Source organism: Streptomyces sp. LaPpAH-108 (genome assembly GCF_000373625.1).
Lineage (GTDB): Bacteria > Actinomycetota > Actinomycetes > Streptomycetales > Streptomycetaceae > Streptomyces.
In genome coordinates this window covers 1-23,463 of sequence record NZ_KB892000.1, presented here as the reverse complement: position 1 = coordinate 23,463, position 23,463 = coordinate 1, and the positions used below count along the sequence as shown (strand labels likewise).

The following is a 23,463-nucleotide window of genomic DNA, read 5'->3' as shown; positions in this document are numbered from 1 at the left end:
ATCCTGGCGACCATGCTGACCATCACCCAGGACCTGTACGACAAGATCGTCGCCCACGCCCGCGCGGACCACCCCGACGAGGCGTGCGGCGTGGTCGCGGGACCGGAGGGCACCGGCCGCCCCGAGCGCTTCATCCCGATGCTGAACGCGGCCCGCTCGCCCACGTTCTACGAGTTCGACTCCCAGGACCTGCTCAAGCTCTACCGGGAGATGGACGACCGCGACGAGGAACCGGTGATCGTCTACCACTCCCACACCGCGACCGAGGCGTACCCCTCGCGCACCGACATCGGCTACGCCAACGAGCCCGGCGCCCACTACGTCCTGGTCTCCACGGCGGACGCCGACGGCCTCGGCGACTTCCAGTTCCGTTCCTTCCGCATCCTGGACGGCGAGGTCACCGAGGAGGAGATCAAGGTCGTCGAAACGTACTGATCTCGCCCTGTGGTCGGAAAATGTCCGGCATGTGGGAACGCCTTCCGGACGGCGGACCGGGAATCGATACGATGAGCCCATGGTTCTGACCGTGGTGTGGGCCCACCGCCGACGTCCACAGCCGACGTAGCGAGCCCGCAGCCCCGACGACCCCTTCCGACAGGAGCCCGCAACCATGGCCATCGAGGTCCGCATCCCCACTATCCTCCGCCAGTACACCGACGGCCAGAAGGCGGTCGAGGGCGCCGGGGCGACCCTCGCCGAGCTGTTCGCCGACCTGGAGACCCGGCACGCGGGCATCCGGGACCGGGTGGTCGACGCCGGTCAGTTGCGCCGGTTCGTGAACGTCTACCTGAACGACGAGGACGTGCGCTTCGTGGACGGCATCGACACCAAGCTGTCCGACGGCGACACCGTGACGATCCTGCCGGCCGTCGCCGGCGGGATGGTCTGATCGGTCGTCGGGCTCCATGCGCTACGACTCCCCGCTGGCCGCGGTGGGCGACACCCCTCTGGTGCGTCTGCCGCGGCTCTCGCCGTCCCCCGACGTTCGCCTGTGGGCCAAGCTGGAGGACCGCAACCCCACCGGCTCGGTCAAGGACCGCCCCGCGCTGCACATGATCGAGCAGGCGGAGAAGGACGGCCGCCTCACCCCGGGCTGCACGATCCTGGAGCCCACCTCCGGCAACACCGGCATCTCGCTCGCCATGGCCGCCAGGCTCAAGGGCTACCGGATGGTCTGCGTGATGCCCGAGAACACCTCGCAGGAGCGCCGTGACCTGCTCGCCATGTGGGGCGCGGAGATCATCCCCTCCCCGGCGGCGGGCGGCTCCAACACCGCCGTGCGCGTGGCCAAGGAGCTGGCGGCGGAGCACCCCGACTGGGTGATGCTCTACCAGTACGGCAACCCGGACAACGCGGGCGCCCACTACGCCACCACCGGCCCCGAGATCCTGGCCGACCTGCCCTCGGTCACCCACTTCGTGGCGGGCCTCGGCACCACCGGCACCCTGATGGGCGTCGGCCGCTATCTGCGCGAGCAGAAGCCGGACGTCAAGATCGTGGCCGCCGAGCCGCGCTACGACGACCTGGTCTACGGCCTGCGCAACCTCGACGAGGGCTTCGTCCCCGAGCTGTACGACGCCTCCGTGCTCACCACCCGCTTCTCCGTCGGCTCGGCGGACGCGGTGGCCCGTACCCGGGAACTCCTCCAGCAGGAGGGCATCTTCGCGGGCGTCTCCACCGGCGCCGTGCTGCACGCGGCGATCGGGGTCGGCCGCAAGGCGGTCAAGGCGGGGGAGAGCGCGGACATCGTGTTCGTGGTGGCCGACGGCGGCTGGAAGTACCTCTCCACCGGCGTCTACACCGCCGCGACCACCGAAGAGGCGGTCGAGGCCCTGCACGGCCAGCTCTGGGCCTGATCCCTTTCCGGCCGCTCCTCGTAAGGCTCCTTCCGGTCAAACCCGGGAAGCTCACAAGATCGCGTCAGCCCCCTCCTATGAGGGGGCCAACCGCTTTCTATGGCGCGGCAAAGAATTCCGTGCGGTACTGCCGGGCGTCCGCGCCCCGGGGCTACGTTCCTCCCGCGACCTGTCATGTCACGCTCATCGACGTGACGGACGCCTGAGAGTGTCATGCTCATGACCGCGCGCTCTGCCGCCGCTACGCGCGTCACGTGCCTGCCAATCCAGTGCGAGAACCCCACTTCCCATGGAGGCAGTTCCCCATGCGTGAGTCACGCACCGGCGGGCGGAGACGGAGTCTGCGCAGACTCCTCGCCGTCGCCCTCCCCGCACTCGCCCTCTCCGTCGCCGGAATGACCGCGGCGCCCTCGGCCGGAGCCGCCCCCGCGGCCCACCAGGCCCCGGCGGCGTCCCGCGTCACCCAGAACCACAAGGCGCTCACCGACCCGGACCGGCAGACCTTCCACACCACCGGCAAGGCCGGCGAGAAGGTCCCGACCACCCATCTGTGCGCCACCGCGCAGCCCGGCCAGGCATCCTGCTTCGCCCAGCGGCGCACCGACATCAAGCAGCGGCTGGCCTCCGCGGTCGCCGCCGCCACCCCCTCCGGCCTCTCCCCGGCCAACCTGCACAGCGCCTACGCCCTGCCCTCCACCGGCGGCTCGGGCCTGACCGTCGCGGTCGTCGACGCCTACAACGACCCCAACGCCGAGGCGGACCTCGCCACCTACCGCTCCACCTACGGCCTGTCCGCCTGCACCAAGGCCAACGGCTGCTTCAAGCAGGTCTCCCAGACCGGCTCCACCACCTCGCTGCCCAGCAACGACAAGGGCTGGGCGGGTGAGGAGGCGCTGGACATCGACATGGTCAGCGCGGTCTGCCCCAACTGCAACATCATCCTGGTCGAGGCCAGCTCCGCGAACGACACCGACCTCGGCAAGGCCGAGAACGAGGCCGTCGCGCTCGGCGCCAAGTTCGTCTCCAACAGCTGGGGCGGCTCCGAGGCGTCCTCCCAGACCACCGAGGACACCCAGTACTTCAAGCACCCCGGCGTCGCCATCACCGTCTCCTCCGGTGACGAGGCGTACGGCGCCGAGTACCCGGCGACCTCGCAGTACGTGACCGCCGTCGGCGGCACCGCGCTCACCACCGCGGCCAACTCCCGCGGCTGGAGCGAGTCCGTCTGGCACACCAACTCCACCGAGGGCACCGGCTCCGGCTGCTCCGCCTACGACCCGAAGCCGAGCTGGCAGACCGACACCGGCTGCGCCAAGCGCATGGAGTCCGACGTCTCCGCCGTCGCCGACCCGGCCACCGGCGTCGCCGTCTACGACACCTACGGCGGCTCCGGCTGGGCGGTCTACGGCGGCACCAGCGCCTCCGCCCCGATCATCGCCGGTGTCTACGCCCTTGCGGGCACCCCGGGCGCCTCGGACTACCCGGCGCAGTACCCGTACAACCACACCGCGAACCTCAACGACGTCACCAGCGGCAACAACGGCTCCTGCGCCACCTCGTACTTCTGCACCGCGCGCGCCGGTTACGACGGCCCGACCGGCTGGGGCACCCCCAACGGCACGGCCGCCTTCACCTCCGGCGGCTCCAGCGGCGGCGGGGGCGGCGGCACCTGCACCTCGGCGCAGCTGCTCGGCAACCCCGGCTTCGAGTCCGGCAACACCACCTGGAGCGCCAGCAGCGGGGTCATCAACTCCGACAGCGGCGAGGCCGCGCACGCCGGTTCGTACAAGGCGTGGCTCGACGGCTACGGCTCCGCGCACACCGACACGCTGTCCCAGTCGGTGACGATCCCCGCCGGCTGCAAGGCCAGCTTCACCTTCTACCTGCACATCGACACCGCGGAGACGGGCAGCACCGCGTACGACAAGCTGACCGTGACCGCCGGTTCGACCACCCTGGCGACGTACTCGAACGTCAACGCCGCCTCCGGGTACGCGCAGAAGACCTTCGACCTGTCCTCCTTCGCGGGCCAGACGGTCAGCCTGAAGTTCAGCGGCGTGGAGGACTCCTCCCTCCAGACCAGCTTCGTCGTGGACGACACCGCCGTCACCACCAGCTGAGCCGCACCAGCACCCCCGTCCCGCGCGCGGAAGCCGTCCGCGCGCGGGACGCGCGCGTTCCCCGGGAGCCGATCGCGCCGGTGGTACGTCACATCACCAGCGGTGCCGTCGCGGCACCGGCCCCGACGGAGAGGCGGACCCCATGCGCCGTACGACGTCCCGCGCCCTCGCGGCGACGGCCCTGCTCCTGCTGCTCGCGGGCTGCGGGGGCGAGTCCGCGCCCTCGGCCTCCACCAAGCCGTCGCCCGTGCCCTCGCGCTCCCCGGGCGCCACGGGCTGCGCGGACCAGCTGCGGCTGACCTCCGCCGACGCCGGGAAGACGGTGTGCCTCGAGCGGGGCGGCGAGCTGCGGCTCACCCTCGACGGCACCAAGTCCCGCCCCTGGGAGCCGGTCAAGGCCAGCGGGCACGCGCTGACCGCGATCAACGCCGGGATCGTCCTTCAGCCCGGCGACGCCACCGCCGCCTACCGCGCCGCCGCCACCGGCACCGTCCATCTGACCTCCAGCCGCCCGCTGTGCGCGCAGCCCAGCTCGCCGGGCGGCGTCTCCTGCAAGGGCATCCAGGAGTTCCTGGTCACCGTGCGGATCGGCTAGTCCGCCACCGGGCCGGGCGCGGTCGCCGGGCGCACTCCGGCCGGGTCCGCAAGGGTGGGGACATGGCCGCGTTCCTCCGCCCAGCGCGGGTTCTCCGCCTAGCGCGCCAGGTGGCGCACCTGGTCCCACAGGGCCGGGTCGACGACGCCCACCCGGCGGCGGAAGTCGCGCACGCGCACCTCGCGCAGCTCGTCGGTGCGCAGGAAGCTGGGGCGGCCCTGGGCGTCGCCCACCGAGCCGGGCGGCAGCGGGATGACCCCGGCGCGCTGGTCGTGGTACTTGCTGGTGATCTTCGCGACCGTGACCCGGTCCCCGCGCACGGACAGCACCAGACAGGGCCGGTCCTTGGACTCGGGGCGGTCCTCGTAGGGCACGTCGGCCCACCAGATGTCGCCGGGCTGCGGACGGTCCGTCAGAGTCCCTGCGCTGCCCCGGGATCGGGGTCGCGGCCGGGGCCGTGGCGCGGGCCGGCCGGGTGGCCGCAGCCGTCGTCCGCGCGGCCGGTGACCGCGCCCCCAGCCGTCCACCAGCGTCGCGACCAGCGCGAGCAGCACCACCGCCGCGAGCGCGAGCCACCAGGACGTGTCCATGAGGACGACGTTACCGGCGCGCGCCACGCCTCGCGCGCCCTTGGCGCATCCCAACGCGCCCCCGATCCAGCCGAACCGGTGACACCGCAGGTGAGTTCGCCCACAACGGCGCCGGGCGGAGGAGCGACCCGTGCTTTCGCGCCTTACGCTCGACGAACCGCACGCCCCGCCCTTCCGTAATCCGCCCATCCGTCCCCCGCCAACGGAGGTTTCTGCTTCATGAAGCTCACCGTCGTCGGCAGCTCGGGGTCGTTCCCGTCCGCGGAATCGGCCTGTTCGAGCTACCTCGTCGAGGCCGACGGCTTCCGGTTGCTTCTCGACATGGGCAACGGCGCCCTCGGCGAGCTGCAGCGCCACATCGGTCTGTACGACCTCGACGCGATCTTCCTCAGCCATCTGCACGCCGACCACTGCATCGACATGTGCGCCTACTTCGTCGCGCGCTACTACCGGCACGACGGCGGGCGCTGCGCCCCCATCCCGGTCTACGGCCCCGAGGGCACCGAGCACCGCCTGACCACGGCCTACGCCGACACCCCGTCCGCGTCCTCCATGAGCGAGGTCTTCGACTTCCACACGGTCAAGCCGTCCACCTTCGAGATCGGCCCGTTCACCGTGCACACCGAGCGGGTCCGGCACCCCGTGGAGGCGTACGCCATCCGCATCGAGCACGAGGGCAAGTCCCTGACGTACTCCGGCGACACCGGCGTGTGCGACGCGCTGGACGAGCTGGCCCGGGACACCGACCTCTTCCTGTGCGAGGCCGCTTTCACCCACGGCAAGGAGAACATCCCCGACCTCCACCTCAACGGCCGCGAGGCCGGAGAGACGGCGACCCGCGCGAACGCCGGCCTCCTCCTCCTCACCCACATCCCCCCGTGGACCGACCCCCAGGTCAACCTGGCGGACGCCCGCGCGGCGTACCCGGGGCCGGTGGAACTGGCGGTGCCGCGGATGACGTACGAGCTGTAGCCGCACGGCACCTGAAGCGCCCTCGGCATGGCGAAGGCCCCGGGACCTGAGCGGTCTCCGGGGCCTTCGGCCGTCTGCGGGGAGGACTCACGCCTTGGTGAGGTCCTCCACCTCCTCCTCGGGCTCACGGCCCGGGGTCGGCAGGTTGAACTTGGTGATCGCGAAGCGGAAGACCACGTAGTAGACCGCGGCGAACACCAGGCCGATCGGGATGATCAGCCAGGGCTTGGTGGCGAGGTGCCAGTTCAGCAGGTAGTCGGTGACACCGGCGGAGAAGGTGAAGCCCGCGTGCACGCCCAGGGCCCAGGTGATGGCCATGGACAGGGCGGTCAGCACCGCGTGGATCGCGTAGAGCACCGGCGCGATGAACATGAAGGAGAACTCGATGGGCTCCGTCACGCCGGTCACGAAGGAGGTGAGGGCGAGGGAGATCATCATGCCCATCACGGCCTTGCGGCGCTCGGGGCGGGCGGAGTGCGCGATGGCGATGGCGGCGGCCGGGAGGCCGAACATCATGATCGGGAAGAAGCCCGACATGAACTGACCGGCGGTCGGGTCACCGGCGAAGAAGCGGGTGAGGTCGCCGTGGACGATGTCGCCGGAGGCGTTCTTGAAGTCACCGAGCTGCAGCCAGGCGACGGCGTTCACGAACTGGTGCATGCCCACCGGGATCAGACCACGGTTGACCAGGCCGAACAGACCGGCTCCGAAGGCGCCGAGGCCCGTCATCCACTCGCCGAAGTTCGAGATGCCGTTGCCGATCGGCTCCCAGATCAGACCGAAGACGACACCGACCAGGGTGCCGACGAAGGCCATGATGATCGGCACCAGACGGCGGCCGTTGAAGAAGCCGAGCCAGTCGACCAGGCGCTTGCGGTGGTAGCGCTGCCAGAGCACGGCGGCCAGCAGGCCCATGATGACGCCGCCGAGAACGCCGGGGTTATTGTAGGTCGCGGCGATGTCCGCGCCCTTCTGGATCTTCGCCTCGGTGACCGGGAACGCCTTCAGGACGTTGCTGTACACCAGGAAGCCGACCAGTGCGGCGAGCGCGGTGGAGCCGTCCGCCTTCTTGGCGAAGCCGATGGCGACGCCGACACAGAAGAGAAGGGGCAGGTTGTCGAAGATCGCGCCGCCCGCGGTGGCGAAGACCGCCGTGACCTTGTCGGGCAGGTGCAGCTTGTCGTGAATGTCGTCCTGGCCGAAGCGGAGCAGGAGACCAGCCGCCGGCAGCACGGCGATCGGGAGCTGCAGGCTCCGGCCGACCTTCTGCAGGCCCTGGAACAGGCCCGATCCCCGCTTCTTTGCGGGGGCCGCCTCTGCGGTGGCGGTGCTCATACGTCCTCCATCGGTGATGGTCTACACCACTCAGTGGTGTAGACCTGTTTGTAGCACGATGGCGTCGATATAAGGAACCCGTGAGATCCGGGGGGTTTGGCGGGGCTCCGGAGTGTGGTGTAGACCAGTCTGCGGACCAGCAGCGGTTCCGATGGGTTCGATCAGGGAGAAGGAACATGGCCACCAAGGCTGAGAAGATCGTCGCCGGGCTCGGCGGCATCGAGAACATCGACGAGATCGAGGGCTGCATCACCCGGCTGCGGACCGAGGTCCACGACGCCTCGCTGGTCGACGACGCCGCCCTGAAGGCCGCGGGCGCCCACGGTGTCGTCAAGATGGGCAACGCCATCCAGGTCGTCATCGGCACCGACGCCGACCCGATCGCCGCGGAGATCGAGGACATGATGTGAGCCGACCGGCTCGCCGCGCAGGGGCTCCTTCCCTCCCGACCGGGAAGGAGCCCTTCGTCGCGCCCGCGGGGGAAAGAGACCCCGCCCGCGCCCGATAGGGTCGTCCCCATGTCTCGCATCGACGGCCGCACGCCCGAACAGCTCCGCCCGGTCACCATCGAACGCGGCTGGAGCAAGCACGCCGAGGGCTCCGTCCTCGTCTCCTTCGGCGACACCAAGGTCTTCTGCACCGCCACCGTCACCGAAGGCGTCCCCCGCTGGCGCAAGGGCAGCGGCGAGGGCTGGGTGACCGCCGAGTACTCCATGCTGCCCCGCTCCACCAACACCCGCGGCGACCGCGAGTCCGTACGCGGCAAGATCGGCGGTCGCACCCACGAGATCTCCCGCCTCATCGGCCGCTCCCTGCGCGCCGTCATCGACTACAAGGCGCTCGGCGAGAACACCATCGTCCTCGACTGCGACGTCCTCCAGGCCGACGGCGGCACCCGCACCGCCGCCATCACCGGCGCCTACGTCGCCCTCGCCGACGCGATCGCCTGGGCCCAGGCCAAGAAGCTCGTCAAGCCCGGCCGCAAGCCACTCACCGGCACCGTCAGCGCCGTCTCCGTCGGCATCGTCGGCGGCGTCCCGCTGCTCGACCTCTGCTACGAGGAAGACGTGCGCGCCGAGACCGACATGAACGTCGTCTGCACCGGCGACGGCCGCTTCGTCGAGGTCCAGGGCACCGCCGAGGCCGAGCCCTTCGCCCGCGACGAGCTGAACGCCCTGCTCGACCTCGCCGTCACCGGCTGCGCCGAACTGACCCTGCTGCAGCGGGCCGCGCTCGAAGCCACCCTGGACGCGTAGGCAAAGCGGCGGTCAAAACAGCGGGTCGCCCCAGGCAACCCCCGCTCGCCCCACGACGTCTGTGACGGTACGGGCGCACGGCCGGAAGACCGTGCGCCCGGCCAGCCGTACCAGGGGAGGAGCACGACATGGCCGCCGGCCGCCGCCGTACCACCGCCATCGCCGCCGCACTGGTGGCCACCGCACTCACCGCCGGACTCGCCACCGGCTGCAGCACGGTGGACAAGGCCCTGGACTGCGTGCGCACCGCCGACTCCGTCGCGGACAGCGTCACCGGCCTCCAGCAGGCCGTGGAGAACGCGAGCGACGACCCGACCCAGGCCGACGCCTCCCTGGACGCCATCCAGAAGGACCTCGACCGGATCGGCGACAAGACCGACGACGCCGACGTCAACAAGGCCGTCGACCACCTGGACCGCGCCGTGGCGGGCGTCCGCCAGGCCATCAAGGACGGCGACGCCACCCCGGACGTCACCCCCGTCACCGACGCGGCGGGCGAACTCACCAAGGTCTGCACGCAGTAAGGGCGTTGGGCCACCAAGGGCTCAGCGGCCCCGGTGGCGCTCCCGCTGCTCCTCGCGGCGGGCGCAGCGTCGGTCCTGCCGTTCCTGACGGCGCAACTCCCGCTCCTGGCGGCGCAGTTCCTTCAGGCGCAGCCGCTCGGCCCGGGTCACCTTGCGCTCGACGCCGACCCCGCCCCAGAACGCGAACCCGCTGATGATCACGCGCGGTGCCCCGGGCTCGCCCGGCTCGTCCCACTCGGGATGCTCGAAGCCGCCCATCACGCCGATGCCGCGCACCACCACCTCGACGCCCGGCGGCACGGTCACCTCCATGCCGCCCATGACCGCGACGCACTTGATCTCGACCTCGCGGTCCGCGAAGTACGCCTCGCGCAGATCGATCTCGCCGCCGCCCATGAACGCGAAGCAGGTGAACTTCTTCGGCATCGTCCAGCGCCCCTTGCGCTGGAAGCCGGACAGCACCGCCACCGCACCCGTCGAGGAACCCTCCCCGCCGGTGATCCGCGACGCCCAACTCCCGTCCTGCACAGGCTGCTTGACGAACGACACAGGCGGCGGCGCCGAGACCCCCGCCGCCGGAAGGTCCCGGGTCAGCGGGGCCAGCTCGCCGTACGTCCGCGCCGTGTACGCCCCCTCAAGGCGCTCCTCGAACTCCTGCATGTCCAGGCGCCCTTCGGCCAGGGCGTCACGCAGCACCTCGGCGACCCGCTCGCGGTCCGCGTCGGAGGCCCTGAGATCCGGGACGGCATCGGAAGAACGAAGGTCCGGAACAGCGTCGTCGGTCATGACAGCAGACTACGAGACCACCTTCCCCGCGTACATCTTGGCGATGACCGACTCGATGTCGGGTTCGCGCACCGAGAGATCGACCAGGGGATAGACCGCCGCCAGATGAGCCACCAGGGGCGCGGCCGACTGCCCCGCCGGGAACGCCAGCCACTGCCGGGGCCCCTCCACCCGGATCACCCGTGCGGCGGGCACCTCCACCGGCGGCAGCTCCCGCTCCAGGTCCACCACCAGCGTCCGCTCACCGTCCGCCGCCTCGTGCAGTCCGGCCAGCGGGCCGTCGTACATCAGGCGGCCGTGGTCGATCACCATCACCCGCGAGCACAACTGCTCGATGTCCTGGAGGTCATGGGTGGTCAGCAGGACCGTCGTGCCGCGCTCGGTGTTCAACTCCTTGAGGAAGCCCCGGACTTTGGCCTTCGACACGACATCCAGGCCGATCGTCGGCTCGTCCAGGTACAGCACCTCGGGGTCGTGCAGCAGGGCCGCCGCGATGTCGCCGCGCATCCGCTGGCCCAGGGAGAGTTGGCGCACCGGTACGTCCAACAGGTCCTCAAGTTCCAGGAGTTCGACACAGCGCTCCAGGTTCTCGCGGTAACGGGCGTCCGGGACGCGGTACATGCGGTGCGCCAGCCGGTACGAGTCGATCAGCGGCAGGTCCCACCACAGCGTCGTACGCTGCCCGAACACCACCCCGATCCGGTGCGCGAGCCGGGTCCGCTCCCGCGAGGGGTCGATCCCGGCCACCCGCAGCCTGCCCGCGCTCGGGGTCAAGATGCCGGTCAGCATCTTGATCGTGGTCGACTTCCCGGCGCCGTTCGGCCCGATGTACCCCACCATCTCGCCGCGCGCCACGGTGAACGACAGCGAGTCCACCGCCCGCACCTCGCGCCGCTCCCGCTTCAGGAAGCCCGTCTTCCTGCGCACCTGGAAGACCTTCTCGACCCGCTCCAGCGCGATGAAATCAGCGTCCGCCATCCGCTAGCTCCCTGTGCTCCGATACGTACGAAGTCCCGCCCGCCACGCCAGCCCCGCCAGCGCGCAGCAGCCCACCGCGACCGGCAGCGGCGCGAACGCGACCCACTCCGGAAGGCGCAGCGGATACGGCCGGCCGAGCAGATAGCAGGCGGGCAGCCAGTTGACGAAGGCCAGCGGCAGCACGAACGTCACCCCGCGCACCAGCTCCCGCCCGAACACCGTCGGCGGGTACTGGAGCAGGGTCGTACCGCCGTAGGTGAACGCGTTCTGCACCTCCGAGGCGTCCTGCGCCACGAACTGGAACGCCGCCCCCGCCACGAACACCGCGCAGAAGATCCCGAACCCGCTCACCACCGTCAGCGGCAGCAGGAGCAGCTTCGGCGCCGTCCAGTCCACGTCCAGCCGGGACAGCGACCAGCCGAGCACCAGCGCGCCCTGCGTCACCCGGCCAAGGCGCCGCAGCGCGAACTTGTCCGCCGCCACCTGGGCGAGGACCGGCGCCGGGCGCACCAGGAGGGTGTCCAGCGTGCCGTCGCGCACCCGGCGGCCGAGCCGGTCCATCGAGCCGATCGCCAGGTCGGCCAGGCCGAACGACAGCCCCGACAGGCCGTACAGGAACGCCACCTCGGGCAGCGTCCAGCCGCCCAGTTTCCCCACCCGGGAGAACATCAGCATGATCGCCACGAAGTCGAAGGAGGTCGCGGCGAAGTTCCCGAACGCGGTCATCGCGAAGGAGGCGCGGTACGCCATCGTGGAGCGCAGCCACATGCCCGCCACCAGCCGGTAGGCGCGGACGCCCTCGCGCACCCGGCCCACGGTGTCCTCAGCCGCCCTGGTGTCCTCAGCCACCCTGGACCACCACCCGCCGCGTCGCCGCCGACTGCAGCAGGCGGCCCGCGCCCAGCAGCGCCACCGCCCACGCGCCCTGGAAGAGATACGTCTCCAGCGGGTCCGCCTGTCCCAGCAGCACGTCCGCCGGGGCCTGGAGCAGCGAGGACCACGGCAGCGCGCGGACGATCTCGCCGAGTGCGCCCGGGAACACGTTCAGCGGCAGCAGCATCCCCGAGCAGAACACCCCGGCCAGCCACGCCATTTGAGCCATGCCGACCCCGTCCATCAGCCAGAACGCGCTCAGCGCGACGAGGTAGCGGATGCCGAACCCCACCAGCATCGCCAGCACGACCGCGACGAAGAAGGCCAGCCAGGTGCCGAGATCTTCGGGCAGATACGCCGGGAAACACAGGGTGCCCACGGCGAACGGCACCAGCCCGCGGCCCAGCAACTGGAAGAACGCCCGGCCCAGGTCCGCCGCCAGCCACCACAGTTGAAGATCCGCTGGCCGGTACAGGTCGATGGCCACGTCACCCGTACGGATGCGTTCCATCAGCTCCTCCTCGGCGCCGCCGCCCCCGATCGCCAGCGTCGACAGCAGCGCCTGGCCGAGCCATACATAGGTCACGGCCTGCGCCTCGTCGTATCCGCCGAGATGCGGGCGGGCCTCCCACAGGGCGCGGTAGGTGGAGACGAAGACGATCCCGAAGACGGTGTTGGTGAACACCCCTGCCGCAGTGGCGGCCCGGTAGGTCGCGTACCGTCTGAATCCCCCTGCTGCGACGGCCGCGTACAACCGTCCCGCGCTCACGTCGGTCCACCTCCTCGGACTCTTCGACACCGAAGCGCAGGAGCCTAGTCCGGAGGCCCGGCGGCCGGCCACGCGTTTTCCGTGCCGGAAGCGTGCCTGAATCCGGGAACGGAACGCCAGGTGCGAGAGTCTTCAAACTGGGGGCGCAGGTAGGCGTACGAGGCGTACGGAAACGTACGACGCGAAACAGGAGTCCGTGCACGAGATGAGCGACGAGCAGCCGCATCGGCCGACCGAGGGCGGGGCGCCTGGCGCACCGCAGCCGGCTGAGGGGCCCGAAACCCCGGGCCACCAGGCGAAGCCGGCCCCCCGGACCCCCGGGAGCGCCGACGATTCCCGCCGCGACCCGGGCCCAGGGGGCACTGCGTCGACGCCGGGGGGCGAGACGGGTCGCCCCGCACCGGGGGAGACGGGTCGCCCCGACCAGAGCCCCGATGCCACCCCTGCGAGCCGGTCGGCCGGTGCAGGCCGACCGGGTTCGGGCGGTCAGGCGAGCCAGGGTTCCGGTCCCGGCCGTCCGGGTTCGGGTGGGCAGGCGGGTCAGGCTTCTGGTTCCGGCCGTCCGGGGCAGGGCGCTCAGCCCGGTGGCCCGGGGCGTCCGGCGCAGAGTGGCCAGGCCGCTGGCGCGGGGGACGGCCAGGGCCGTACGCCTTCGGGCGGTCAGGCTCCGCAGGGTTCCGGTGCGGGTGGTCCCGGCCAGGGCGCCGCTCAGGCGGGTCAGCCCGCTGGTGCGGGTCGGGGTGGTCAGCCGAACCAGGCTGCCGGGGGTGACCGCCCGGGTCAGGCATCTGGGGCGGGCCGTCCGGGGCAGGGTGCTCAAGCCGGTGGTCCGGGGCGCCCGGCGCAGGGTGGTCAGACCGCTGACCGTTCGGGCCGTACGCCTTCGGGCAGTGCGGCCCCGCAGGGCCCCGGTACGGGTGGTCCCGGCCAGGGTGCCGCTCAGTCCGCCGGTGCGGACCGCGCGCGTTCCGGTGGGCAGGCCCCGCAGGGGCAGGGAGCCGGTCCCGACCGAGTAGGCCAGGCCGCCGACGCGGGCCGTACCGCCGACCGTCCGGGTCAGACCGGCCAGGCGCCCCAGGGCGCCGGTACGGGTCGTCCGGGCCAGGGCGGTCAGGCATCCCAGTCCGGCGGATCAGGCCGTCCCGGTCAGACCGGCCCGTCCGGTGCCGCGTCCCGCTCCGCGCAGGAGGGCCAGGCCCCCCAGGGCGCCGGTGGTGACCGCTCCGGGCAGGCTGGATCCGCGTCCCGGTCCGGCGGAGCAGGCCGTCCCGGTCAGGGTGGTCAGACCGGCGGTGCGTCGCGTCCGGGGCAGGGTGGTCAGGCCGCTCAGTCCAGCGGTGCGACCCCGGTCGGCCGTTCGTCCTCCGGTGGACCCGGTGCCGCTCAGTCGCCCTCCGTGCCCGGGCCCCGGTCCGGGGCGGAGGAGACGCCCGCTGCCGAGAGCACGCAGGTGTTGCGGAGGATCAAGGCGCCGCAGGGGGCCAAGGGCGAACCGCCCGCCACCGAGAGCACCCAGGTGCTGCGGAAGATCAAGGACCCGAAGGGGGAGCCGCCCGCCGACGAGCACACGCAGGTGCTCCGGCGGGTCAACGCGCCCCGGCAGGGCGACAAGCCGGGGGCCGGCCCCGCCGCCGCGACCGTCAGCGGCACCGGCAGCACGGCAGCGTCCGCGGCCACCAGCGTCATCCCCCGCACCTCGGACACCGGACCGGAGACCGCCACAGCCAGCGGCAGCGGAAACGGCGGAAACGGCAACGGCAAAAAGCCCAAGCGCACCGGCTGGCGCCGCTTCGTCCCCGGCTGGCGTCTCGTCCTCGGCACCGTCGTCGTCGGCGCCCTGCTGCTCATCGGCCTCTTCTTCCTCGGCTACTCGATGGTGAAGATCCCGCCCGCCAACGCCCTCGCCACCAAGCAGAGCAACGTCTACCTCTACGCCGACGGCTCCCAGCTCGCCCGCGACACCCGCGACAGCCAGGTCAACCGCGAGAACGTCAACCTCGCCGAGGTCTCCAAGCAGGCCCAGCACGCCGTACTCGCCGCCGAGGACCGGGACTTCTACACCGAGCCCGCCGTCGACCCCAAGGCGATGCTCCGCGCGGGCTGGAACATGGCCACCGGCAAGGGCAAGCAGTCCGGCTCCACCATCACCCAGCAGTACGTGAAGAACTACTACCTGGCCCAGGAACAGACCCTGACCCGCAAGGCCAAGGAGTTCTTCATCTCGGTCAAGCTCGGCCGCGAGAAGTCCAAGAACGAGATCCTCCAGGGCTACCTCAACACCAGCTTCTTCGGCCGCGGCGCCTACGGCATCCAGGCCGCCGCCCAGGCGTACTACGGCCAGGACGCCGTCAAGCTCGACGCCGCCCACGCCGCCTACCTCGCCGCGCTCGTCAACGCGCCCAGCGAGTACGACGTCGTCGCCCACCCCGAGAACAAGCCCGCCGCCGTGGCCCGTTGGAACTACGTCCTGGACGGCATGGTCAAGAAGGGCTGGCTGTCGCAGTCCGAGCGCACCGGCCTGAAGTTCCCCATGCCGAAGGAACAGACCATCTCCACCGGCCTGTCCGGCCAGCGCGGTTACCTCGTCGAGGCGGTCAAGGACTACCTCACCGGCAACCACATCCTCACCAAGGAGCAGATGACGCGCGGTGGTTACCGCATCACGACCACCATCCAGAAGGACAAGCAGGACGACTTCGTCAAGGCCGTCGACGACCAGCTGATCTCCAAGCTGGACAAGAACCGCAAGGCCGACACGTACGTCCGCGCGGGCGGCGCGTCCATCGACCCCAAGACCGGCCGCGTCGTCGCGCTGTACGGCGGCATCGACTACCTGAAGCAGTACACCAACGGCGCCACCCGAGGCGACTTCCAGGTCGGCTCCACCTTCAAGCCGTTCGTGTTCACCTCGGCGGTCCAGAACGGCTCCACCACCCAGGACGGCAAGCCGATCTCCCCCAACACCTACTACGACGGCACCAACAAGCGCCCCGTACAGGGCTGGAGCGGCGGCGCCTACGCCCCGGAGAACGAGGACCAGAAGTCGTACGGCAAGATCACCGTCCGCAAGGCCACCGACCTCTCCGTGAACTCGGTGTACGCGCAGATGGCCGCCGACGTCGGCTCCGACAAGGTCAAGAAGACCGCGATCGACCTCGGCATCCCCTCCGACACCCCGGACCTCTACCCGTCCCCGTCCATCGCGCTCGGCACCGCCAACGCCAGCGTCCTGGAGATGACCGAGGCGTACGCCACCCTCGCCAACCACGGCCGCCACGGCAGGTACACCCTCATCGACAAGGTCACCAAGGGCGGCATCCCGGTGACCCTCCCCGGCGGCCAGTCCAAGCAGGTCGTCAGCCGTGAGGCCGCCGACACCACCACCTCCGTGCTGCGGAGCGTCGTCGAGACCGGTACCGCCATGGCCGCCAAGGCCGCGGGCCGCCCGGCCGCGGGCAAGACCGGCACCGCCGAGCGCGACACCGCCGCCTGGTTCGCCGGGTACACCCCCGACCTGGCCACCGTCGTCGCGGTCATGGGCCAGGACCCGGTCACCGCACAGCACCAGCCGCTCTACGGCGCGCTCGGCCAGCCCCGCATGAACGGTGGCGGCCCGCCCACCCAGATCTGGGCGCAGTACACCAAGGACGCGCTCAGCGGGAAGCCCGCCGCCGCCTTCGACCTGGAGCTGCAGCAGGGCGCCGAGGTCGAGGCCCCGGCCACCCTGTCGCCCACCGAGCCCGGCACCGACGCGGGCCAGGACGGCGGCACCGCCACCGGCACGCCCAGCCAGGGCACCACGCCGACCGACGGCGGCCAGGACGGCGGCGCGGCCACCGGCACGCCCACCGACGGCGGCGCGACCGGCGGCACCCCGACCGACGGCGGGGCCGCCACCGGCGGCGCCCCCACGACCGGCGGGGCCGCGACCGGCGGCACCCCCGGCGGGGCGAACGGCGGCGCGGCCACCGGCGGCACGCCGGGCGGCGCGACCGGCGGGGACGCCACGGGCGGCGGGGGAGCCGACGGGGGCGGCCTCCCGGCCGGGCTCGGCGGCCCGGCGCTGAACGGCCGCCGCGACTGACGGCCCGCCGCGCACACGGCGAAGGGGCTGGTGACCAGGTCACCAGCCCCTTCGCCGTATCGTCCGCAGAAGTCCCGGAGGTCCCGGAGGTCCCGGAGGTCCCGGAGATCTCAGGGGTCTCAGAGGTACAGCCCCGTGGAGTCCTGCGACCCCTCGAAGCGGTCGGCGGCCACGGCGTGCAGATCACGCTCGCGCATGAGCACGTACGCCACGCCCCGCACCTCGACCTCGGCCAGGTCCTCCGGGTCGAACAGCACCCGGTCGCCCGGCTCCACGGTCCGCACGTTCTGCCCGACCGCGACCACCGCCGCCCAGGCCAGCCTGCGCCCGACCGCCGCCGTGGCGGGGATCAGGATGCCACCACCCGACCGCCGCTCGCCCTCACCGGTCTCCTGCCGCACGAGCACCCGGTCGTGCAGCATCCGGATGGGCAGCTTGTCGTGGTGGGGTGTGCTCTGCTCGTCTCTGTTGGCGCTCACGCCCCCGAACCTACCTGCCGGGGCTCAGCGCCTGCGCCGCCGGGTCGCGCCGAGGACCACGAGACCCACCGCGCCCGCCACGATCAGCGCGGCCGGCACGATCCGCTCCATGCGGGGGGCGCCGTCGTCGTCCACGAACTGGTCCCGTACCTCGGTCATCACCCGGTTGGCCGTGACGAAGGCCTGGCCGAAGACATGGTCGAGGTTGGCGACGGCCTTCGCCTTGGCATCGCCGACGATCGTCTTGGGGTGCACACGCACCCCGATCTCGTCGAGCGTCTCGGCCAGCACTTCACGACGGCGCTTGATGTCCGCCTCGATCTGCGCCGGTGTTCTGGTGTCCGACGTCTCCGCCACCGTACGGCCTCCGAAGTCTGCTGATGCTTTGTGGTGAACAGTCTGTCAGTTCCTGGCCGCTCCGCACGGCGAGGGGCCCCGGTGCGGCCGATTAGGCTGGCGGGATGAGCGAGCGACTCCAGCCCGGGGACACCGCCCCGGCCTTCACCCTCCCCGACGCCGACGGCAACGAGGTGTCCCTGGCGGACCACAAGGGCCGCAAGGTCATCGTCTACTTCTACCCCGCGGCGCTTACCCCCGGCTGCACCAAGCAGGCGTGCGACTTCACCGACAACCTGGAGCTGCTGGCGGGTGCCGGGTACGACGTCATCGGCATCTCCCCCGACAAGCCGGAGAAACTGGCGAAGTTCCGCGAGGCCGAATCCCTCAAGATCACCCTCCTGGCCGACCCCGACAAGCGGGTCCTGGAGGCGTACGGCGCCTACGGCGAGAAGAAGCTCTACGGCAAGACGGTCGTCGGCGTCATCCGCTCCACGGTGATCGTCGACGAAGCGGGCAAGGTCGAACGGGCCCTCTACAACGTCAAGGCCACCGGCCACGTAGCCAAGATCATCAAGGACCTGGGCATCTGACCCCTTCTGCTCTTGAGCGGCCCGCCCCGGAACCTTCCGGCGCGGGCCGTTCCTTCACCGGCTCCCCGCTTTCCGCGCGTGACCGTCCGATAACCGGTTCGTTACTCCATGCGGGCGACGAACGTGCGGCCGGGACGGAGGGGTTCGATGCCAGCCAGCGTGTACACCCGAGAGCGACTGGAGGAGGCGGCTCGGGGCGCGCGGAACCTGTCGGAGGCGCTGGAGCGGCTGGGGGTGGACCCGGCGAGTTCGACTCGGCGGTATGTGCGGGGACGGCTGAAGAAGCTGGGGATCGACGTCTCGCACTTCGAGCGGGAGGGGGTGAAGTGGACGCGGGAGATCCTTGAGCAGGCGGTCCGGGCCTCCACGACCATGTGCGACGTGCTGCGGCACCTCGGCCTGGAGGTCGTCGGCGGCCACCACACGCACATCAGCCGCCGGATCAAGGCGTACGGGATCGACACCTCGCACTTCCGGCGGCCGGGACGGCGAGGGCAGCCCCGGCGCCCCCGGACCCCGGAGGCGCTGCTCGTCCAGCAGCCCGTCGGCACCGCCCGGCGCATCCCGGGGGACCGGCTCAAACGGGCGATGGTCGCCATGGGCGTACGGGAGCAATGCGCGCTCTGCGGCACGGAAGCCGTCTGGCGGGGGCGCCCTCTCCCGCTGGAGGTCGATCACGTCGACGGTGACTGGCGGGACAGCCGCATCGAGAACCTCCGGTTCCTCTGCCCCAACTGCCATTCGACGACGGACAGTTACCGGGGGCGGGGCAAGGGGCGCGCCGAGGGGGGAGTCGGATGAGCGGCGGTGTGCGGTACACGCGGGAGCTGCTGACGCGGGCGGCCGGGGAGTGCTCCAGCTTCCATGAAGTCGTCGCCTTCTTCGGCACCCACGCGTATGACAACCTCGATCGCTACCTGATGAGGCGCTTCGCCCACTTCGGGATCGACATCTCGCACTTCGAGCCCATCGGCAGGCCGCCCCGTCCCACGCCTGAGGAACTGCGTACGGCGGTTGCCGAGTCGATCTCCGTCGCAGAGGTGCTTCGTCGACTCGGCCGCCCGGACAACGGCAGTCAGCGTGCGCTGCTGCGCCGGTGGACAGCCGAGGATCACCTCACGACGTCACACTTCCTGGGCCAGGCCCATCAGCGAGGGAAGCAGGGCACCACCCCGGTCAGGCGCGCCGAGGACATCCTGGTGCGTCACGACGGCAAGCGCCGGACACGGAGTCATCTGCTCCGTCGTGCGCTGCGCGAGGTGGGGGTGCCCGAGGAGTGCGCGGAGTGCGGTGTGGGTCCGGAATGGCTCGGTCTGCCCATGACGCTGGAGGTCGATCACATCGACGGGAACTGGAGCGACGACCGGCGCGAGAACCTGCGGCTGCTGTGCCCCAACTGTCACGCCACCACCAGCACATGGTGCCGAGGGGGAGACCGAAAGCCGTGGACAGCCCGGTAGCATGGGCGGGACACGCGGCCGTTGCTGAATGGTATAAGCAGAGGTTTTAGGTGCCTCGGGGCATTTGCCCATGTGGGTTCGACTCCCATCGGCCGCACGTCTGGGAATCGAAGGGCCGCCTTGGAAAAGGCGGCCCTTCGCCGTGCTCAGCCCAGCAGCTCCCGTACCACCGGCACCAGCGCCCGGAACGCCTTCCCCCGATGGCTGATCGCGTTCTTCTCGTCGGCCGACAGCTCCGCGCAGGTCCGCGTCTCGCCCTCCGGCTGGAGGATCGGGTCGTAGCCGAAGCCGTTCGTGCCGGCCGGGGTGTGGCGCAGGGTGCCGCGGAGTTGCCCCTCCACCACGCGCTCGGTGCCGTCCGGCAGGGCGAGGGCGGCGGCGCAGGCGAAGTGGGCGCCGCGGTGTTCGTCCGCGATGTCGGAGAGCTGGGCGAGGAGCAGGTCCAGGTTGGCCCGGTCGTCGCCGTGGCGTCCTGCCCAGCGGGCGGAGAAGATGCCGGGCGCGCCGTTCAGTACGTCCACACAGAGGCCGGAGTCGTCCGCGACGGCGGGCAGACCGGTGGCCTGCGCGAGCGCGTGCGCCTTGAGCAGCGCGTTCTCGGCGAACGTCACACCGGTCTCCTTGACGTCCGGCACCTCGGGAAAGGCATCGGCGCCGATCAGCTCATGAGTCAGTCCGGCCTCGGCGAGAATCGCCCTCAGCTCGGTGATCTTTCCGGCGTTACGGGTGGCAAGGATCAAGCGGGTCATGGGGCCAGTATTCACGCCCCCGGCGGCAGGTCCGTCCGGCCCCCTGCGGCTCGGGTGCTCCGTCTGGACGGCCGTAGGACGGCGCCTGCACCCGGAGCCGCACCCTCAGCCCCCCTGAACCCTCAAACCCCCGGACCGCCCGGAGGGCTAAAGCTCGGTCTGCCCCGCCCCCCGCAGCGTCCGCAGGTCAAAAACTTCCGCCATCTTGTGGAAGCCCAGGTCGCTGGGGTGGAGGTGGTCGCCGGAGTCGTATTCGGGGCGGAGGCGGTGGGGGGCGTAGGGGTCGCGGAGGGCGGTGTCGAAGTCGACGACGGCGTCGAAGACGTTGCCGGAGCGGATCTGGGCGTTGACCTGTTCGCGGACGATCTCGCGCGAGGGGGTCCAGCCGAGGTGGCCCTGGAACGGCATCAGGGTGGCGCCGACGACCTTCAGGCCGCGGGCGTGCGCCTGGCGGACCAGCGTGCGCAGACCGTCGGTGATCTTGTTGGGGTCGGCCCGGCGCGGGTTGCGCAGGATGTCGTTGATGCCGAGGTCGATGATCACGACCTTGGTGTTGGGGCGGCCGAGCACGTCCCGCCCGAAGCGCCCGAGGCCGCTGGGGTTGTCGGCGGGGCGTCCGAGGCCGTCCGCGAGGACCTGGTTGCCGCTGATGCCCTCGTTGACGACGGTGTACCGGGGCAGCTGGTCCCCGCTCTCCACGGCCGCGCGCAGCCGCTGGGAGAGCACGTCGGGCCAGCGCCGGTTGGCGCCGATCGTGGAGGTCAGTCCGTCGGTGATGGAGTCGCCGAACACGACGACCGTGCCGTCCGCCTCGTGGCTGATCACGTCCAGCGCGGTCAGGTACCGCCAGAAGGGGGTCTGCGCGGTGAACGGCGTACCCGTCGCGTCCTCGGTCCGGTCGCCCGCCGCGACGTACGACAGCTGCCGTGCGCGCGGGTGGTAGGTGACGGGACCGGACGGGGTGGGGGAGTACGTGGTGACCAGCACGTCCGTGTCGTGCGGGATGTTCACCCGCACGGCGTCGCTGGTGATCTGCTCGCCCGCCGGGATCACGACGCTCGCGGCGCCGTTGAAGCTGAGCCGCCGCATCGTTTCCGCACGGGCGGCGGCGGTGTTCTGTCCCGCGGAGACGGCGAGCGAGGCGTGCGTGAGGGTGAGCGGGGTCTGGCCGTAGAGGTTGGACAGCGTGATGCGGGCGCTCGTGCCGCCGGTGCCCACGTGGATCACGTTGCGCACCGAGCGGCCCGCCATGCCCAGGGTCTCGGTGCCCGGCTCGGCGCCCGCGGGCGCGGCGGACCAGGCTCCGACCCAGGTGCCCGCCGAGGCGGGGGCGACGGTGGAGCCGTGGTGGGGGCCGTTGTCGGCGACCGTGCCGCGTGCGGTGCTCTCACCGCGTGTCGTCGTGACGTAGATGACGGCGGACAGGATCACGACGAGTGCGGCGAGCGCACTGAGCAGGGCATAACCGTGGCGCTTGGTCACGCTGGTGCTGATCTCCTCGGGGCCTGGAGCCGGGGGCTCCGCTTCCAAAGATCCCATGATGGGCCATGGGACCGACGGGGTTGACAGGACCCTGCCCGTACCACCCCTGAGACAGACGTGAGGAACCCCTGTTCCGTTCCGGAAGTCCCCTGGAAGGGACAATGTGTGTGCGGGATCACCGGACGGGTGGAGCGAGATGGAACACGCGGAAGAGGACAGGCCGGACGGCACGGGTGGCGAGAGGGGCGGTGCTGCGGGCGGTACGCCTGTCGCGGGCGGCCGGCGGCGGCCGGGCGGCGGCGCGGCGTCGTACCGCACCATGACCGCCTTCACCCCCGCCGACGAGGAACGGCAGCGCGGCGTGCGGCGCATGAAGCTCACCGCGACCGGGATGCTGCTGTTCGTCGCGGTGGTCTACGTCCTGGCCACCTGGGCGGAGCACGCGGGCGCGGGCCCCTGGTCGGGGTATGTCGCGGCGGCGGCCGAGGCGGGGATGGTGGGCGCGCTGGCGGACTGGTTCGCGGTGACCGCGCTGTTCCGCCATCCGCTGGGCCTGCCCATCCCGCACACCGCGATCATCCCCACGAAGAAGGACCAACTCGGGGTGTCGCTGGGCGAGTTCGTGGGGGAGAACTTCCTCTCCCAGGACGTCGTACGGCAGCGGCTGCGCGCGGTCGGCATCGGCAGCAGGCTGGGCGCGTGGCTCGCGGAGCCGGAGAACGCCGACCGGGTCACCGCCGAGCTGGCGACCGCGTTGCGCGGCGCGCTGACCGTGCTGCGCGACTCCGACGTGCAGGCGGTGGTGGGCGAGGCGATCACCCGTCGGGCCGATTCCCGCGAGATCGCCCCGGCGGTGGGCAAGCTGCTCGACCGGATCGTCGAGGACGGCGGTCACCGGCGGGTCGTGGACCTGGTGGTCTCCCGCGCCCACGACTGGCTGGTACGGCACCGGGACGACGTCATGGTCGCGGTGGAGGGCGGTGCGCCGGGGTGGACCCCGCGGTTCGTGGACCGCAAGGTCGGTGAGCGGATCTACAAGGAGCTGCTGCGCTTCGTCACCGAGATGCGGGAGATGCCGACCCATCCGGCGCGCGGCGCGCTGGACCGTTTCCTCACCGACTTCGCCTCCGACCTCCAGTCCGACACCGAGACCCGGGCGCGGGTGGAGCGGCTCAAGAGCGAGGTCCTTGGCCGCAGCGAGGTGCAGGACCTGATCGCGTCCGCGTGGACGGCCGTACGGTCCATGATCGTCGCGGCGGCGGAGGACGAGCGCAGCGAGCTGCGGCTGCGGGTGCGGGCGGGGCTGATCTCGCTCGGGACGCGGATGGCGACCGAGCCGAAGATGCAGGAGAAGGTGGACAGCTGGGTGGAGGGCGCGGCGGTGCACGTCGTCACCACCTACCGCGCCGAGATCACCTCCCTGATCACCGACACCGTGGCGGGCTGGGACGCGGAGCACACGACCCGGAAGATCGAGGCGCACATCGGGCGGGACCTGCAGTTCATCCGGATCAACGGCACGGTGGTGGGGTCGCTGGCGGGGCTGGTGATCTACGCGGTGTCGCGGGGGTTTGGGGCGTAGGGGCTGCGCCGCTTCAGCGGGGTGGGGGTGCGGTGGGACGGGGG

The 23,463-nt window shown here is 71.4% G+C and carries 24 protein-coding genes and 1 tRNA gene; 15 read left to right on the top strand and 10 right to left on the bottom strand.

The genetic code is table 11. From position 1 onward, the window contains the following. The first annotated feature begins 12 nt into the window (after positions 1–12). The 5 genes from B079_RS0130555 to B079_RS0130535 all read left to right on the top strand — a co-directional run bounded on the left by B079_RS0130555 (position 13) and on the right by B079_RS0130535 (position 4,571). Positions 13–435 (top strand): Mov34/MPN/PAD-1 family protein, encoded by a 423-nt coding sequence (locus tag B079_RS0130555; protein WP_018549663.1) that lies wholly within the window; start codon positions 13–15, stop codon positions 433–435. Between the two features lie 175 nt (positions 436–610). Then, positions 611–889 carry a MoaD/ThiS family protein gene (locus tag B079_RS0130550; protein WP_018549662.1) on the top strand — a complete coding sequence of 93 codons (279 nt, stop codon included), beginning with the start codon at positions 611–613 and terminating at the stop codon, positions 887–889. Between the two features lie 16 nt (positions 890–905). After that, positions 906–1,856 (top strand): PLP-dependent cysteine synthase family protein, encoded by a 951-nt coding sequence (locus B079_RS0130545; RefSeq protein WP_018549661.1) that lies wholly within the window; start codon positions 906–908, stop codon positions 1,854–1,856. A gap of 305 nt (positions 1,857–2,161) precedes the next feature. Then, positions 2,162–3,976 carry a S53 family peptidase gene (locus tag B079_RS0130540; protein ID WP_018549660.1) on the top strand — a complete coding sequence of 605 codons (1,815 nt, stop codon included), beginning with the start codon at positions 2,162–2,164 and terminating at the stop codon, positions 3,974–3,976. Between the two features lie 142 nt (positions 3,977–4,118). Next, entirely contained in the window at positions 4,119–4,571 is a 453-nt protein-coding gene (locus tag B079_RS0130535; RefSeq protein WP_018549659.1) for a hypothetical protein, read from the top strand. Between the two features lie 98 nt (positions 4,572–4,669). On the opposite strand, the gene B079_RS0130530 is transcribed toward B079_RS0130535, so the two are convergent. After that, positions 4,670–5,161, bottom strand: coding sequence for a type II toxin-antitoxin system PemK/MazF family toxin (locus tag B079_RS0130530; RefSeq protein WP_018549658.1), 492 nt, complete (start codon positions 5,159–5,161; stop codon positions 4,670–4,672). A 219-nt stretch (positions 5,162–5,380) separates the two neighbouring features. Here B079_RS0130530 and B079_RS0130525 point away from each other — a divergent pair, with 219 nt between their 5' ends. After that, positions 5,381–6,133 carry an MBL fold metallo-hydrolase gene (locus tag B079_RS0130525; RefSeq protein WP_018549657.1) on the top strand — a complete coding sequence of 251 codons (753 nt, stop codon included), beginning with the start codon at positions 5,381–5,383 and terminating at the stop codon, positions 6,131–6,133. Between the two features lie 87 nt (positions 6,134–6,220). Here the strand turns inward: B079_RS0130525 and B079_RS0130520 are convergent, their stop codons facing one another. Next, a complete protein-coding gene (locus B079_RS0130520) occupies positions 6,221–7,468 on the bottom strand; it encodes a PTS transporter subunit EIIC (RefSeq protein ID WP_018549656.1) in 1,248 nt (415 codons plus the stop codon). A gap of 176 nt (positions 7,469–7,644) precedes the next feature. Between B079_RS0130520 and B079_RS0130515 the strand changes: the two genes are divergently transcribed. From B079_RS0130515 to B079_RS0130505, 3 genes are all read left to right on the top strand, one after another. After that, complete coding sequence (locus B079_RS0130515) at positions 7,645–7,878, top strand: glucose PTS transporter subunit EIIB (RefSeq protein ID WP_018549655.1); 234 nt, start codon at positions 7,645–7,647, stop codon at positions 7,876–7,878. Positions 7,879–7,986: 108 nt separating this feature from the next. After that, the gene (rph, locus tag B079_RS0130510) at positions 7,987–8,724 is read left to right on the top strand and encodes a ribonuclease PH (RefSeq protein WP_018549654.1); all 738 of its coding nucleotides are present in this window, start codon (positions 7,987–7,989) and stop codon (positions 8,722–8,724) included. 128 nt (positions 8,725–8,852) lie between these two features. Then, a complete protein-coding gene (locus B079_RS0130505; protein WP_018549653.1) occupies positions 8,853–9,248 on the top strand; it encodes a hypothetical protein in 396 nt (131 codons plus the stop codon). A 21-nt stretch (positions 9,249–9,269) separates the two neighbouring features. Here the strand turns inward: B079_RS0130505 and B079_RS33115 are convergent, their stop codons facing one another. From B079_RS33115 to B079_RS0130485, 4 genes are read right to left on the bottom strand one after another with little or no spacing between them, the layout of a single operon-like run. Further along, the gene (locus tag B079_RS33115) at positions 9,270–10,034 is read right to left on the bottom strand and encodes a DUF1707 SHOCT-like domain-containing protein (RefSeq protein ID WP_018549652.1); all 765 of its coding nucleotides are present in this window, start codon (positions 10,032–10,034) and stop codon (positions 9,270–9,272) included. Positions 10,035–10,043: 9 nt separating this feature from the next. Next, complete coding sequence (locus B079_RS0130495; protein WP_018549651.1) at positions 10,044–11,012, bottom strand: ABC transporter ATP-binding protein; 969 nt, start codon at positions 11,010–11,012, stop codon at positions 10,044–10,046. Between the two features lie 3 nt (positions 11,013–11,015). Further along, positions 11,016–11,861 carry an ABC transporter permease gene (locus tag B079_RS0130490; RefSeq protein ID WP_018549650.1) on the bottom strand — a complete coding sequence of 282 codons (846 nt, stop codon included), beginning with the start codon at positions 11,859–11,861 and terminating at the stop codon, positions 11,016–11,018. Next, a complete protein-coding gene (locus B079_RS0130485) occupies positions 11,854–12,654 on the bottom strand; it encodes an ABC transporter permease (protein WP_026249235.1) in 801 nt (266 codons plus the stop codon). The genes B079_RS0130490 and B079_RS0130485 overlap by 8 nt, the downstream gene beginning before the upstream one ends. A 1,396-nt stretch (positions 12,655–14,050) precedes the next feature. On the opposite strand from B079_RS0130485, the gene B079_RS0130480 reads away from it, so the two are divergent. Then, a complete protein-coding gene (locus tag B079_RS0130480; RefSeq protein WP_037802379.1) occupies positions 14,051–16,738 on the top strand; it encodes a transglycosylase domain-containing protein in 2,688 nt (895 codons plus the stop codon). A 119-nt stretch (positions 16,739–16,857) separates the two neighbouring features. Here the strand turns inward: B079_RS0130480 and B079_RS0130475 are convergent, their stop codons facing one another. Continuing rightward, on the bottom strand, positions 16,858–17,160 hold the full coding sequence (locus B079_RS0130475; protein ID WP_420705810.1) for a GroES family chaperonin: 303 nt from the start codon (positions 17,158–17,160) through the stop codon (positions 16,858–16,860). Positions 17,161–17,241: 81 nt separating this feature from the next. Then, on the bottom strand, positions 17,242–17,574 hold the full coding sequence (locus tag B079_RS0130470; protein WP_018549646.1) for a DUF3618 domain-containing protein: 333 nt from the start codon (positions 17,572–17,574) through the stop codon (positions 17,242–17,244). Between the two features lie 104 nt (positions 17,575–17,678). Here B079_RS0130470 and bcp point away from each other — a divergent pair, with 104 nt between their 5' ends. The 4 genes from bcp to B079_RS0130450 all read left to right on the top strand — a co-directional run bounded on the left by bcp (position 17,679) and on the right by B079_RS0130450 (position 19,703). After that, complete coding sequence (gene bcp / locus B079_RS0130465) at positions 17,679–18,146, top strand: thioredoxin-dependent thiol peroxidase (RefSeq protein WP_018549645.1); 468 nt, start codon at positions 17,679–17,681, stop codon at positions 18,144–18,146. A 147-nt stretch (positions 18,147–18,293) separates the two neighbouring features. After that, positions 18,294–18,947 carry an HNH endonuclease signature motif containing protein gene (locus B079_RS0130460; RefSeq protein WP_018549644.1) on the top strand — a complete coding sequence of 218 codons (654 nt, stop codon included), beginning with the start codon at positions 18,294–18,296 and terminating at the stop codon, positions 18,945–18,947. Next, positions 18,944–19,606 carry an HNH endonuclease gene (locus B079_RS0130455; RefSeq protein ID WP_026249234.1) on the top strand — a complete coding sequence of 221 codons (663 nt, stop codon included), beginning with the start codon at positions 18,944–18,946 and terminating at the stop codon, positions 19,604–19,606. The genes B079_RS0130460 and B079_RS0130455 overlap by 4 nt, the downstream gene beginning before the upstream one ends. 14 nt (positions 19,607–19,620) lie before the next feature. Continuing rightward, a tRNA-Leu gene (locus tag B079_RS0130450) sits at positions 19,621–19,703 on the top strand. Positions 19,704–19,752: 49 nt separating this feature from the next. On the opposite strand, the gene rdgB is transcribed toward B079_RS0130450, so the two are convergent. Beyond that, entirely contained in the window at positions 19,753–20,355 is a 603-nt protein-coding gene (gene rdgB / locus B079_RS0130445) for an RdgB/HAM1 family non-canonical purine NTP pyrophosphatase (protein WP_018549642.1), read from the bottom strand. A gap of 147 nt (positions 20,356–20,502) precedes the next feature. Beyond that, positions 20,503–21,837 (bottom strand): SGNH/GDSL hydrolase family protein, encoded by a 1,335-nt coding sequence (locus B079_RS0130440; protein WP_018549641.1) that lies wholly within the window; start codon positions 21,835–21,837, stop codon positions 20,503–20,505. Between the two features lie 196 nt (positions 21,838–22,033). Between B079_RS0130440 and B079_RS0130435 the strand changes: the two genes are divergently transcribed. After that, positions 22,034–23,419 carry a DUF445 family protein gene (locus tag B079_RS0130435; protein WP_018549640.1) on the top strand — a complete coding sequence of 462 codons (1,386 nt, stop codon included), beginning with the start codon at positions 22,034–22,036 and terminating at the stop codon, positions 23,417–23,419. The last annotated feature ends 44 nt before the right edge of the window (positions 23,420–23,463 follow it).